The following is a 15,294-nucleotide window of genomic DNA, read 5'->3' as shown; positions in this document are numbered from 1 at the left end:
TTTGAATTTTCAATATATATCCTAGCCATATGTTTTTTCGATAAATTAGATCCGCATTAATCCTGTATATACCATTATATATAAATGATTTATTTTTATCACAAATATAATTTTTTCATTAATACTTTTGTTGACGATAAATGTTCCATTTTTGTTAAGAATTGTTTATCATTTCTGAAATATTATAAAAATAGTAGAGAACTATAATCAATACCGTGATGTTTTATATTCTTTATAGAATAAAGGGGTAATAATTATGAGATTTCAACAATTAAAGCACGATCCAAATACTATCGAGAAAAAGCGTCTCGTTAAATCAAAGAAGAACTGGGTTGTTCTTAGTAGCCTTTCAATCGCAGGGGGATTGTTTCTACTAAGCGCACCAAGTGTTTTGGTTAAAGCTGATACAACTAATGACCAAGTACAAACAACTTTGACTGCCAAAGCCCCTTCGACGGAAACTCAATCAGCCACAGATAAACTTGCTGCAGTTGCCAACACTACTACTGACAACACAGCCAAAAAAACAGCAACAGATCAAACCGCTGCTGTATCTAAGCCAACTGATACTCCGGTAAGTTCAACTACTGATACAAAAGAATCAGGAGCTGTTGAAACACAAACAGTTACTCCTGAAACAGGTACAACTTCAACTGATAGTACGCAGGCAGACACTTCAAATGCCGATACTACTAATGAAAATGTCAATTCTAAAACTAGTTCTGACACAACCACAACCGAATCCAAAGACACTCCTGTAGCTGAAAAAACTTTAGCTACTAATTTGGCGATTTCAAAAACCAAATTAGCCAATTTAGGTGTTAAGGCAGAACTTCTTTCAATTACACCAGAAGCTACCACCTTACCTGATGGAAATATCGCTGAAAGTACCCAAGGAACTACCCCTTGGTACATTTCTACTGATGGCGTTCTTCATCTTGGTACAGCATCATCCACAACTGCTTTAGCTGACAATACTGCAACTACAACTAACAAGACTAGTGAATCAACTGATAAAACATCTACCGGCAGTTCAACTACTGGTACTACAACTGAATCAACTACCCCAACTTCTCCATGGGCAACTAATGCTGACAGTATCAATACCATTATTTTTGATGGTAAAGTTACAGCCGCTACTGATATGAACCATATGTTTGCTAACCTTACTAATTTGAAGAGTATTAAAAACATCGATAATCTTGATGTTTCTGATACAGAAAATACTTCTGGTATGTTTGCTAATGATACTAATTTAGTTGATGCAACAAATGCAGGGGAAACACATACTGCCGACAATCAAAAACTGAATCTTTCATCTCTTAATTTGTTCTTTGTAAAAAATTCAAGCAAAATGTTTTTAAACGACAGCTCTGTCACTGAAATTGACCTACCTGCTGATCAATATTCAACTTTTGCTCAATCTACTGATGATTCCTATATGTTTAAAAATGATATTAATCTTAAAACTGTTAACCTTGCCAACTGGCAATTCCGTAACCACAAAGACTTAACTGGTATGTTTCAAAATGATGCTAATTTAACCAATCTTGATTTAAGTACATGGGATATGACCAGAAGCCCTGTTCCTAATGAAACTGGAGATTCTTCCATAGGTCAGGGAATGTTTGATGGTACTAACTTAAATAAAATCACATTATCCAAATACAATCGTTTTAAGAGTTATACTGATCTACCTTCTAAAGCTTCCAATCACTGGTACGACAGCAACAATAATATAAAATTTTCAACTTTAGCTGCCAATGATAACGGACAAACTCTTGGAACCCTATTTACTGATACAGTTCCCGCTGTTTCAAAAATCAATTTGGTTCCTAACCCAGATGAAACTGTCACAATTATTAACGCCACAATGTCAATTCCTTCTAACCTTGGTAATCAAAATGTTACTGTCCAGGGAACCCTTAACAGTGCAGTTACTGATGTCAAAGTTCCTCAATTACCCGGATACAAATCTGATATTTCTAAAGTTAATGGAACAATCATTAACGACACCACTGCCACAACTAACTATTACATTACTTATACAGGCAATCCTGTTAATACATGGACCGCTTCCGTAAAATTACCAGATGGTTCAACAAAGGAAATTACTGGTACTAAAAATGATGCTGGTGAAAATCCACGAGTCGGTGACAAAGTTACTTTTAATACTCCAACCGTTGCTGGATATGATGTCACTTCAAGCACTATAACTGGGACTATTAATTCCAAAGGTGATGTTGATGTTGATTTTGACAATCCAACTTATTCACGAAAACAATACACTAATACTGTAACCATAAAGTCTAATTTCCCTGATCAAACTGTCAGTGTCACTGGTCCTGTTGGGCCGGTTAAAATTGATGTTCCTAAGGCAGATGGTTACACAGCAAGTCCCTCTCAAATTACTGGTACTATTAATTCTGATGGAACTATTACCTTAGATCCAAATCAGGACATTACTTATACGGGTAACCCAGTAACTAGTGCTTCTGCAACAATCAAAGCAACTCAAAATGGCACTACGAAGCTACCAGATATTTCTGTTGCCGGAATTTCTGGTAATGTCGGCGACACTGTTGATGTCAAAGTTCCAACTAAAGAAGGTTATACTAGCCCCGAATCTGTTAAAGGTATTATCCAACCTGACGGTAAAACAGTTTTAGTTAAAGAACCAGTCAACTATGTTGGCGTTGCATATACAGACTCGCCAGCTACAATTAAATCTAATCTCGGTGATCAGCATGTTGATCATCTTAGCGGTAAAGTTGGTGAAACTGTGACTGTCAACGTTCCTAACGTTGAGGGATATACAGCAGACAAATCTACAGTTACTGGACTTATGAACCCAGGTGGTTCCATCACTTCTACGGATGTCGTAACTTACACCCCTAAAAAGATAGATACCGGTACTGCTACCATCAATACGTCTAAAGGTAATAAAGTTATTTCTGGTTTAACTGGTACCGTTGATGAAAAAGGCGGAGTAACTATCAAGGTCCCCGACGTTCAAGGATATACTCCTGATAAATCTACTATCACTGGTACTATGAATCCTAATGGAACCGTTACTCCTAACGAAACTGTTAATTACACTCCTAACAATATTAAAGATGTCACAACTACCATCAGTACATCAAAGGGTGATAAAACTGTTTCCGGCTTAACCGGTACCGTTGATGAAAAAGGTGGAGTAACTATCAAGGTCCCCGACGTTCAAGGATATACTCCTGATAAATCTACTATCACTGGTACTATGAATCCTAATGGAACCGTTACTCCTAATGAAACTGTTACCTACACTCCTAACGATATTAAGGATGTTTCAACTACCATCAGTACTTCCAAGGGTGATAAAACTGTTTCCGGCTTAACCGGTACTGTTGACAAAAAAGACGGGGTAACTATTACGGTGCCCGATGTTCAAGGTTATACTCCTGATAAGTCTACTATCACTGGTACTATGAACCCTGACGGAACTGTTACTACTAATGAAACCGTTAACTACACTCCTAACAATATTAAAGACGCTTCAACTACTATCAGCACATCCAAGGGTAATAAAACTGTTTCCGGCTTAACCGGTACCGTTGACAAAAAAGACGGAGTAACTATTAAAGTTCCTGATGTCCAAGGCTATACTCCTGATAAGTCTACTATCACTGGTACCATGAATCCTGATGGAACTGTTACTCCTAGCGAAACCGTCAACTACACTCCAAATACTGTTAATAATGGTAAAATCACTATCAGTACACCTAATGGGAATAAAACTATTTCTAACTTAACTGGTACTGTTGACGATAAGAATGGTGTAAATATCAAGGTTCCTGACGTTCAGGGCTATACTCCTGATAAATCTACTATCACTGGTACCATGAATCCTGATGGAACCGTTACTACTGATGAAAAAGTTAACTACACTCCAAAGGATATTAAAGGTGCCTCAACTACTATTAGCACACCTAAAGGTAGTCAAACAATTTCAGGTTTAACTGGTACTGTTGATGAAAAAGGTGGAGTAACTATCACGGTACCCGACGTTCAAGGTTATACCCCTGATAAATCTACTATCACTGGTACTATGAATCCTGATGGAACTGTCACACCTAACGAAACTGTTAATTACACACCAAACAATATTAAAGATGTCACAACTACCATCAGTACTTCCAAGGGTGATAAAACTGTTTCCGGCTTAACCGGTACCGTTGACAAAAAAGACGGGGTAACCATTAAAGTTCCCGATGTTCAAGGTTATACTCCTGATAAATCTACTATCACTGGTACTATGAATCCTGATGGAACCGTTACTACTAATGAAACTGTTAACTACACTCCTAACAATATTAAAGATGTCACAACCATCATCAGTACTTCCAAGGGTGATAAAACTGTTACAGGACTAAATGGAGTCGTTGATGCCAAAAACGGAGTAACTATTACGGTGCCCGACGTTCAAGGTTATACCCCTGATAAATCCACTATCACTGGTACTATGAATCCCGACGGAACTGTCACACCTAATGAAACTGTTAACTACATTCCTAATAATATTAAAGACGCCTCAACTACTATCAATACACCTAAAGGTAGTAAAACAATTTCAGGTTTAAACGGTACTGTTGATAAAAAAGGTGGCGTAAGTATTAAGGTACCTAACGTTCAAGGTTATACTCCTGATAAATCTACTATCACTGGCACCATGAATCCTGATGGAACTGTTACTCCTGATGAAAAAGTAAACTACACACCAAACGATATTAAAGATGTCACAGCTACTATTAGTACATCTAAAGGTAATAAAACTGTTTCTGGTTTAACTGGTATTGTCGATGATAAAAATGGAGTAACCATTAAAGTTCCCGACGTTCCAGGCTATACCCCTGACAAACCTACTATTACTGGTACTATGAATCCTGATGGAACTGTCACACCTAGCGAAACTGTCAATTACACTCCTAATGCTGTTAATAACGGTAAAATCACTATCAGTACACCCGATGGTGATAAAACTATCACTAATTTAACTGGTACAGTCGACAACAAGAATGGTGTAACTATCAAGGTTCCTGATGTTCAAGGCTATACTCCTGATAAATCTACTATCACTGGTACTATGAATCCTGATGGAACCGTCACTCCTAATGAAAAAGTTACTTACACTGGTAATCCAGTTAACAATCAATCCTTAAATATTCCTACAACCAAGGATTCTAAAGATGCTACCCAAACAATTACTGGCTTAAGCGGTAAGGTCGGAGATACCTTAGAAGTTGTCGTACCAAAAATTGATGGTTACAGCTCAAATGTCAGAACAGTTAAAGCCATTATCAATCCCGATGGCAGCATTACTACTGCTGATAAGGTCATTTACACAAAGATTCTTTCAAATAACAGTAATTCAAACGTTACTGGTAACGAAACCACTCTTGAAATGAAATATCAGACAATTTCTACCTACGCTGACAAACCAGATGTTCAAGTTTATGGACTTGATTCTGACAATACAATGACAGCAATCAAAGGTCGTATCCTCCCTCATCACACTAATTGGAAGAGCGATGCCGTTATCACAATCGACGGAACAACTTATTATCGCGTTGCTACTAACGAATTCGTCAAAACTATTCAAGCCTATCCATACGAAGCTTTGAATTTGTACATCAGAACTTACAATGACTCTGCTAAACCACTTTACAGAGCTGAAGAAGATTTGATTGCTAATAAGACATTAGCTCCAAGTTCAAGCTGGATCACTGATCGAAAGGCTTACTTCATTAATGGTGAAAAATATTATCGTGTTGCTACTAATGAATTTGTTAAGGCCACTGATGTTTATGTATATTCACCAGTTAAGATGACCGTGGCAGCTCATTCTGATTCAAGTAAGAAAGTTTATGATGCTAAAGGTCAATTAGTCGAAAACTACGTCCTCAATGCCAATTCTAATTGGAAAGCTGACAGTATTGCTTATATCAATGGTGATAAATACTATCGTGTCGCTACTAACAAGTTTGTCAAAGCCGATGACGTTTATGTTTACACACCAGCCAAGTTGGTTGTTACAACTCATGCCGATTCAGCTAAAAATGTTTATAACGACAAAGGTCAACTAGTTAAGGAACGCACTCTTGGTGCTAGTTCTAATTGGTTAGTCGATGCCACTACTTACATTAATGGTGTAAAGTACTATCGTGTCGCTACTGATGAATTTGTTAAAGCTGATGATGTTGATATCAGACGTTAATAACTAGATACACAAAAACCCGCGAATCTAAAAAAGATTGGCGGGTTTTTTGTATCTCAATTTTATAAGAATGAACGTAAAATTTCTTTCATTGGTGGTAATTCTGGCAAGCTCTTCTTATCAACAACGTGACCAAAACCAAATTTAGCATAGCCTTGGGCTTCATCCATCATAATTTTACCAGGAAGTGGAGCCTCATCATTAACTGCTACATCCAAAAGAACTGGTTTTTCAGGGTTACGATACTTGGCAATTGCTTCAGAGAACTGTTCATCAGTTGTGATTCTCTCACCGATACCGCCACAAGCTTCAGCAAACTTGGCAAAATCAATATTTGGCAAACTGATACCATAATTCTGTTGCCCAGCTGACTGTTGTTCATATTCGATAAAGGCTAGTAGTTTGTTATTCAAGACCACAAATAGCATTGGCAATTTATATCTCACTGCTGTTGCAAAGTCCTGCATTACCATTGAAAAGGCACCATCACCGGCAATCGCATAAACTGGTCGATCAGGCATATCCATCTTGGCGGCAATCGCGCCTGGCAAAGCACAGCCCATCGTCCCTAACCAAGCTGAAATAGTATACATCTGACTAGATTTAGCGGTTAAGAATCTAGCACCAAAAGCTGTCGAAGTACCAACATCAATCGACCATACAGTATCTCGAGGAGCACTCTTACTAAGATTATGGAACATTAATGACGGTAAGACACCATCGTGTTTCTTGGAATAAACATCATGCATCCAACTGTGCCACTGGCCAATCTTTGCAACTGCTAGATCCAAGAAATGACGTTCCTTAACTGGTTCACCTAATTCATTCCAGCGACTCAAGACTTCTTTGGTATCACCTTGAATAGCTAAATTGACGTGACGACGTTTACCTAAGCGATCGGCATTGATATCAACTTGAATAGCATCAACTTTCTTATTTAAATATGGTGCATAAGGATAGTCTGTACCCAGCATAATTACCAAATCAGCCTTTTGCATCATTTCAAAAGCCGGTTTAGTCCCCAATTTACCTAACTGACCTAAGTTATAAGGATGGTCATCGTCTACCATCCCTTTGGCAGGCATTGTCAAAATAATTGGCAGTTTATATTTTTCAATGAATTCTTTTGTTTCAGCTTTAGCATCTTTGATACCAACACCAGCTAAAACAATCGGATTAGAGTGAATTTTCATCATTTCCACGGCTTGCTTAATCTGATCATCATTAACTTTGTAGTCATCTAACTTGAAATTATCAACATTAGGAGTGAAATTATCCTTAATCATATGTGCTGGAATGTCATCTGGAATTGTCAAAACAGCAACACCCTTTTTAGCAATAGCTGTTCTAATAGCTTCATCCATGATTCTTGGCAGTGATTGTGGATCCATGATAATTTTGTTGTAAACGGCAACATCTTCAAACAAAACATGCGTATCAACTTCTTGGAAGAAATCAGTATTCAATAGTTTCGATTGAACTTGTCCTAAAATTGCTAGAACAGGCGCATGATCCATCTTAGCGTCATACAAACCATTTAACAGATGAATAGCTCCTGGTCCACCAATCGACAAACAAACACCTAACTTACCTGTTAATTTAGCATGTGCGGCAGCCGACAAGGCAGCCACTTCTTCATGCAAAACATGTGTAAATTTAATCTTATCCTGTGAACGATACAAAGCATCAATTGTCGTATCAACGGAATCACCTGGTATTCCGTAAATATTATCGACACCCCATTTTTCTAAAACTTCGACCATTTTATCAGATGCACGAACACTCATAGTTGTCCCTCCTAGTATCAGTTACTTATACCGTACCATAATAATTTCACAATAGAAGCAATATGCTCACGTCCTGATATATCAATTTATTTATATTTTGATAACTCAGATTGTGAACACATTATTTATGAGTAATTCTATTTTTTCTATTTTCTGTTATCATATATTTAGACATTTCTAGGGGGATCACAATATGGTTAAGCAATTCCAGCTTTATCGTTGGTTGCGTTTCATTTTTTTACTAGTGGCAGGTATTCTAATTGTCATTGCACCAATCAAGAGTTTTGATATCATCATCTACATCGTTTCTACTTACATCGCCATCTATGGTGTTCTATCAATTATCGACGGTTTAAGTATTCGTAAAAGTACAGGGGAAAACAATATTGCTATTGGATTAGGTGTCGGCGCTTTATTCTTGGCCTTAGGGGTTTTACTATTTGCACGTTTTTTTGTTAATTTGGTACCTCCCGTTTTAGGTATCATCTTGTTAGTGAATGGTATCAATCAATTCCGAGATTCTCACGAGATGACAAAAAGGGTTCAGATAACACCCTACTTGGACTATTTTTACTCAGCCCTTCTAATGCTTGCAGGTATTGTGTTTATTCTGAACCCTTCTAAAACAATTATATTCATTTATCAATTATTCGGATTAAGCCTAGTTGTATTGGCCTTTTTCGAAATTATAAATTCCAGAATCTATCGTCATTAAGTTAGATCTGGATTTTTTTTAAGGTAATAGTACTCAAACTATTTGTAATAGCGCTGTTGTCATAATGAATCGTGGCTTGCCACGTTTGAATATTACTACCATTTCTAATTGAGATTGCTTCTACTTGAATTTTGCCGATTTTCAATGAATTGAGGTTATGAAGCGATACACTCAAAATAGCAGCCGTATCATTGTTTTCCATATTCAAATTAGCCCCAATACTAGCAGCCGTTTCTGACAACATAGCATTGATACTGCCAGCCTTTTTTTCTTCCATTTGTAGATGTTCGTCGTTGATATCCATCTGCAAAACCACTTTATGTTTTCCTTCTTCAACTACTTCAATTCCCAAATCATTTAGCAAACTCATTTTTTACCTCAATTTTTTTCATAATTAGTTAAAATTTTATTCTTCAAATGTTTTACAATCAAGTTATAGCAATTTTAATAATATCAAATTACTAAAGGAAAAGAGGTCACATTTTGGAAAATTGGTTAGTCAAACGTGCAAAATTAGATCCAGATAAGGTGGCTTTAATCCTAGAACATGCGGATTTCACCTTCAAAGAACTAAATGTGTGTGTTCAATTATTTGCTAGCAAATTATTTACCAGCGGAATTCGCAAAAATGATCCCGTAGCATTATTTTCCGATAATTGTTTCAACGGTTACGTTGCCATTCTAGCACTTCAACAATTAGGTGCACGGACAATCATGCTTGATACCGAGCTTTCCTTTGATTCATTGAATTATCAAATTCACGATTGCAAGCCCAAAACTATCCTGATCAGTGACTCTGCTTCCACAGAAGAGATTACCAAAGTGGACTGGTCACAGACCTTAATGTCCGATATTTTGAGCCTTAACAAAAGTGCTGACTACACGCCGGTTTCCGAATTCGACGATAATCAGGTTGCTGTTATTCTCTATACTCCTAATGATAACAATGATATCGGTGTTATGCTGACTTATGGCAATTTTTTCTTCTCTGCTATGGGAACTTCTTTGAGTTTAGGCATTACCAAACAAGATATTTGGGTTCTAACACTACCAATTTTCAATGCTCCCGGTTTTTCAATCATTATGCGTTCATTGATTTATGGTATTGGCGTTTATTTAATTGATGGTTTTGATATTAGTCAGATAAATAAAGTTCTTATCAATGAAAGAGCCACAATAATCTCACTTACGCCACCAATGTTGCGAGATTTGTTAAACACTTTACCCAAAGGCAAAAGCTACAATTCTAAATTCCGTTGTGTTTTCCTAGGTTATGGTTTAGTCGATAACTGGACTATCTTGCGTTGTAACATGCTCGACATCCCCGTATTGCAATCATATGGCATGACTGACACCACTTCTAATATTGCCGCCTTAAGTTTCAACGATGCTGAGGCTAAAACTGGATCCTGTGGACAACCATTTTTCACGGAACAAATAAGAATTACCGATATCAATCAAGATAATATCGGCTGTATTGAGGTTAAATCACCCACTATTGCTATTGGTTATTTGAATAAACGTCAACTATACCAATCACGTTTCACCAAAGATGGCTTCTTCAAAACTGGCGATATGGGTTATTTGGACGAAGACAATTTTCTTTACCTCAAGGGTCGCAAGTCGGAATTGATCTATCGTGGTAACAAAATTATTTATCCACGTGAAATTGAAAATATTTATCGCAGTATCAACGGTATTGTCGATATTTGTATCGTCGGAATTGATAATAATTTAGAAAACCAAGTCCCAGTAGCCTACATCGAATTAAAGCAGAACGCCTATCTCAGTGGTGCTACCCTGGAAGAATTTGGTCGTCACAATTTAATCGACTATCAAGTCCCAACTGAATTCCGTTTAGTCGAGAAAATTCCTAAGACTACCAGTGGAAAGATTTTACATACTAAGCTATTCGAAATGAAGTATAAAATTTTATAGAAATTAATAACAAAATCCTGTTAAGGCCGATTATACATAAGCCTAACAGGATTTTTTCTTAATAGTATTCGTTCGAGACCAATCGTACTTGTTGTGTAAGATGGCATTTTTCATATTGCATTCAAAAAAACATCGTAGTAAGATAATTAATCGTTAGACATCTAACATTTATTTTAAAGAGGTTAACTTATGACGTCAAAAAATACCAATACATTACTAAAAATTGCATCCACTCAATTGTCCCGACGCTTCGATGCTTTTGCCAAAGACTACGATATGACTTGGGTTCAAATGTCGATCATTGACTTTCTCAGTCACAATAAAGACAGAGAACTATTTCAACGCGATATAGAGGAAGAATTCTTTATCCAACGTTCAACGGCCACGATTGCCTTACAACGAATGGAAAAAAAAGATTTGATTTATCGAAAACCTTCAACTCAAGATGCTCGCCAAAAATCAGTCTATCTAACTGACAAAGCACATGCACTCGAAAGGAAAATCAGTGACTACATGATTCATCAACAGCAAATATTAGAGAAAAATTTTACTACTGAGGAATTAACCATTGTTGAGAAATTTCTTAAATTCCAAGCTTTTCAGGAGGAAAAATAATGGAAAATCAAGAAAAGATACCACTAAAAGTTCTGCTGGCAGTCATTGCGGCAGGGCTAATGTCATTTTGTGGGGTTATCGTTGAAACTTCAATGAACATAGCCTTCCCTACTTTGATGAAAGAATTCAACATCAACACTTCAACTGTTCAATGGATGACTACCATCTATCTGTTAGTCGTTGCCATCATCGTTCCCTTATCTTCATTTTTTAAACGCAATTTTAAAACTAAAACTTTATTTATCTATGCAAACCTCTTCTTCATTCTTGGGGTTTTAATTGACGCCATAGCCCCTATCTTCCCTGCACTTCTTTTAGGACGTGTTATTCAAGGATTAGGAACAGGAATTGCTTTACCCTTAATGTTCAATATCATTTTAGAAAATGTTCCCGAAAGTAAAATCGGTCTGATGATGGGCTTAGGTACCTTAATCACAGCTGTAGCTCCCGCTATTGGTCCTACTTTCGGTGGCCTAGTCGTCAGTTCATTCGGTTGGCGTTATATTTTTGTCATCTTACTACCAGTATTAATTATTTCTTTCTTTTTAGGTATTAAAAACATTAATCAAAAGAGTCCTTTGCAAAAGTCTAAATTTGATTTGCCGAGTTTAATTGCTTTGATTCTAACTTTTACTGGCCTTATCTTTGGTTTCAGTAACATGAGCCAAATGAATTTAACTGTTATCTTAGCCTTTGTTATTGGAATTATCGGTTTAATTTGGTTCATCCTTCGCTCCAACAGTCTTAGTGAACCATTGTTGAATTTAGGTGTCCTCAAAAATCACATTTTTAGTGGTCACCTATTCAGTTCTTCCTATTTCAGATCTTGTCTCTAGGTTTTGCCTTTATACTGCCAAACTATATTCAGTTGGTTAACGGTAATAACGCCACCGTTGCCGGTTTAGCCGTTTTACCTGCCGGAGTTGTCGGCGCTATTTTAGCTCCTTTAGGTGGAAAAATTTTGGACGAGGTTGGCGCCAGAATTCCAATTTTATCCGGTGTAACTCTGGCTAATATTTCATTGATTATCTTTACAATTTTCAGTCTGAAGTTAAGTAACACAATGATTATTTGGTTCTACATTATCTACATGTTAGGTATGGGTATGTCGTTCGGTAACATTATGACTGACGGTCTCAAATATCTTTCCAACAACGATCAAGCTGACGGTAACGCCTTATTCAACACCTTACAACAGTTTGCTGGAGCTACTGGTACTTCAATTGTTTCCGCCATTATCGCTCAAAGTCAAAATAACACTCATTTGAGTACTGCAACATCAACTGCCATTGGTACTCAACATGCATTTATCGTTTTAGTCATCTTAGGACTAATCAATCTTGGTATCCTATTTATCTTCGTTCCTAAAGCAAATCACTCTAAATAGTACTCAAAAAAATTAGCAATCTTATCCATCAATCTTGGTTCCACTAAATGCCCTGCTCTGTACCCAGTAATAAAGGCTACTTGCTCACCATAAGTTTTTCCTTGCAAATTATCGAAGAAATCTTTTGACATCCGATATGGAATTCGTGGATCTTTAGTCCCATGCCAAAATAAGACTGGACGGCGATTGATTTTTTCAGGCCGACTATTGAGATCGTAATTACCGATCCAAGCTACCAATTTATCAAAATCAGCTGGCATATATAAATTACGTTTTTGGGCATCATCAATAATCAATTGAGCATAACCTTTTAAATTAGGTGTGCCCATGATTACTGTAGCAGCGGTGATTTCTGGATGTTGCGTCAATAAAGCCGCCGTAGTGATACCGCCCATCGAGTAACCACCAACACCGATCTTTTGATCTTTTATCAAATCACTTTTTTGATAGTACTGGCAAATTAGCGAGAATTCACTGAGATTGCCTTGAATACTGTTCCAGAAAGTCACTGAAGGTACCGAGGAAACATCCGCATGACGTTCTCCATGATTAGGTGCATCAGGTAAAACAACTCGAATATTTTTCTGCGCTAATTTTCTGGCCTGTGTCAAAACTTGTTCTTTGGCTGAACGCCAACCGTGATAAAAAACTACTAGTGGCAAAGGTTCATTAATTAGTTCTTCTTGTATGACTTCTAATGTTGGCACATCTTGGATAGATCTAGGAATTATTTTTAGCATTTTCACACCTCATGACCATAATATTATCGCATCAAGCACAAAAAAAGTAGGAATACAGAATATTCCTACTTTATATTATATATACGGTAAATTACGATTTTTAATTTTGAATAATAATTCCTCTACATCACGATTGTGACGATGACCCGTGTTGATATCATATTCAATCAAATCACGTCGAAAGTTATTTAACTCGTCTTCCAAACTGTCATTATACTCTAGTAATTCTAGGTGCTTGAACACTAGTCTTATTAATGATCCTTCACGACCCAAGTTAAAAGATCCAACAGACTCCTCTACTGATCGAATAAAGTTATCACGTTCCACGCTAGAAATGCGTACTTCTTTCAAAGTCATACCACCCTTCTCTATAAGATATCCTCAATATGCAATAATCTCTCTTTATCAATGTCCATTATGTATCACAATGTCACTGATGTGCTTCCAGTTTTATATAAAATACTTATACTTTTCTGAACAAGTTATATAATATCAGTATTCTACACGTACTTAGAGTATGACATTCAATGTATCCTCTGTCATTGATGTCATCAAATACAACAAAATAGTGTATTTAATTTATGAATCTTTTTAAAATCTTGTTTTTTTGCTCAAATTATTTTCCTGAATTGTAGAAATAAATTTATATCAGACTTATAATTAATTTGGTTATATAGGCGAGATGTATTAACCTAACAATGTTTCATTGTTATCCTTTTAGAGTAGTACTCCTTCTCAACTGCTTAGGAATCAGGGTTAGTGGTAGGCTCTGGTTTAAATTTCTCGCAAAAATAAAGGCTAGTGGTAGGCCTTTATTTTTTTTGCTCTAAAGCGCATGAACATTGGTTAATACCAATTCTCGAAAATAAAGTTTACAAATATAGACTTATCAGCTTCTATTTAAAACTAAAACCAAGAAATTGCAAGCCTACATTTGTAAATTACGTTTTTCTTATTAATTTTATGTGAAATATGCCGTCTTCCGCAACAAATCCAATTGGTCTGGAACGCTGTGGACACAGATTTGAGCTAATTGAAGTTCACAATTATCTCAAATACTGGTCTTGTCCTAAGTGGGAAACCCACTAAGGACAATTTCACAGCTGAGACCAATTGGATTTGTTACTCCAGACTAGTAAACGTATTCTATGTATTGTTTCTTTTCTAAATTTTTGAAATAACTGATAAAAAATAGCAGTATTTATTCATAGTTTTCAATACACTTAAGTGTACTAATCCCATAAAATAGATACTGCTTTTAATTCATCTAACGAATAGCTATTTATTATTTACCCCGAAATAAATAATAAGAATAGGATCTAGCCCGAAACAAAAATCGGAAATGCATTCAGCTATGAGATTATTGTTAACGGCTTTGCCGTTTACAATAAGGCCGGACTTGAAGATCCATTATTTTGCACGAAGTGTGAAATAATTAGCTTCAAGCCGTGCCCATAGCGTTCCAATGCATTCCCGATTTTTGTGGAGGGCGGCATCTTAAACTCACCCTTAAAATACTATTTAATTTTTATTATATTCAGGATCATCCAAATCCCGTTCAATATCTACACCATATAACTTATTAACAGCTGAATCCTTAGGAGCTGGATGAACAACTACTATTGCAATAGCGCCCTTACTACTTACATAACCAACAAAGGTGGTTACTTCTTCTACATAATAGGCCAAACCATCTGTATGAATGATATATTGTCCAGCAACGGGCATACTTTCAATGTAAACTTTATTCATGCGGATATAGTCGTCGCCTTCGTGAAGCACGATTAATACTTTATACAATTTAAATACACCCTTTTCTTATTTCACTTCTTGCCTTAGCATAATAATATTAGTGTTAA

Annotated in this window: 9 protein-coding genes and 1 pseudogene; 5 read left to right on the top strand and 5 right to left on the bottom strand. The window is 36.4% G+C overall.

Annotated elements, in window-relative coordinates:
• Window positions 1–256 precede the first annotated feature (256 nt).
• On the top strand, window positions 257–6,253 hold the full coding sequence (locus tag ATN92_RS04965) for a beta strand repeat-containing protein (RefSeq protein ID WP_087721289.1): 5,997 nt from the start codon (window positions 257–259) through the stop codon (window positions 6,251–6,253).
• A gap of 62 nt (window positions 6,254–6,315) precedes the next feature.
• Here the strand turns inward: ATN92_RS04965 and ATN92_RS04960 are convergent, their stop codons facing one another.
• Window positions 6,316–8,040, bottom strand: a complete 1,725-nt coding sequence (locus tag ATN92_RS04960; RefSeq protein ID WP_056953364.1) for a pyruvate oxidase — start codon at window positions 8,038–8,040, stop codon at window positions 6,316–6,318.
• Window positions 8,041–8,233: 193 nt separating this feature from the next.
• Here ATN92_RS04960 and ATN92_RS04955 point away from each other — a divergent pair, with 193 nt between their 5' ends.
• Window positions 8,234–8,755: a DUF308 domain-containing protein gene (locus ATN92_RS04955; protein WP_056953362.1), complete on the top strand. Its 522-nt coding sequence runs from the start codon at window positions 8,234–8,236 to the stop codon at window positions 8,753–8,755.
• Window position 8,756: 1 nt separating this feature from the next.
• Here the strand turns inward: ATN92_RS04955 and ATN92_RS04950 are convergent, their stop codons facing one another.
• The gene (locus ATN92_RS04950) at window positions 8,757–9,125 is read right to left on the bottom strand and encodes a PaaI family thioesterase (RefSeq protein ID WP_054643558.1); all 369 of its coding nucleotides are present in this window, start codon (window positions 9,123–9,125) and stop codon (window positions 8,757–8,759) included.
• Between the two features lie 113 nt (window positions 9,126–9,238).
• Between ATN92_RS04950 and ATN92_RS04945 the strand changes: the two genes are divergently transcribed.
• The 3 genes and pseudogenes from ATN92_RS04945 to ATN92_RS04935 all read left to right on the top strand — a co-directional run bounded on the left by ATN92_RS04945 (window position 9,239) and on the right by ATN92_RS04935 (window position 12,695).
• The gene (locus ATN92_RS04945; protein ID WP_056953359.1) at window positions 9,239–10,693 is read left to right on the top strand and encodes an AMP-binding protein; all 1,455 of its coding nucleotides are present in this window, start codon (window positions 9,239–9,241) and stop codon (window positions 10,691–10,693) included.
• A 189-nt stretch (window positions 10,694–10,882) separates the two neighbouring features.
• A complete protein-coding gene (locus ATN92_RS04940; protein ID WP_056953357.1) occupies window positions 10,883–11,308 on the top strand; it encodes a MarR family winged helix-turn-helix transcriptional regulator in 426 nt (141 codons plus the stop codon).
• A pseudogene (locus ATN92_RS04935) lies at window positions 11,308–12,695 on the top strand (MDR family MFS transporter). Before ATN92_RS04940 ends, ATN92_RS04935 begins: the two are co-directional and overlap by 1 nt.
• Here ATN92_RS04935 and ATN92_RS04930 read toward each other — a convergent pair.
• The 3 genes from ATN92_RS04930 to ATN92_RS04920 form a co-directional block, all read right to left on the bottom strand.
• Window positions 12,683–13,435 (bottom strand): alpha/beta fold hydrolase, encoded by a 753-nt coding sequence (locus ATN92_RS04930; RefSeq protein WP_056953355.1) that lies wholly within the window; start codon window positions 13,433–13,435, stop codon window positions 12,683–12,685. The pseudogene ATN92_RS04935 and the gene ATN92_RS04930 overlap by 13 nt on opposite strands.
• A 75-nt stretch (window positions 13,436–13,510) precedes the next feature.
• The gene (locus ATN92_RS04925; protein ID WP_143444241.1) at window positions 13,511–13,786 is read right to left on the bottom strand and encodes a hypothetical protein; all 276 of its coding nucleotides are present in this window, start codon (window positions 13,784–13,786) and stop codon (window positions 13,511–13,513) included.
• Window positions 13,787–14,956: 1,170 nt separating this feature from the next.
• Entirely contained in the window at window positions 14,957–15,235 is a 279-nt protein-coding gene (locus ATN92_RS04920) for a hypothetical protein (RefSeq protein WP_054643555.1), read from the bottom strand.
• Window positions 15,236–15,294: the final 59 nt, after the last annotated feature.

The sequence above is a fragment of the Companilactobacillus bobalius genome, assembly GCF_009764355.1.
This window is presented reverse-complemented; position numbering and strand designations above follow the sequence as displayed.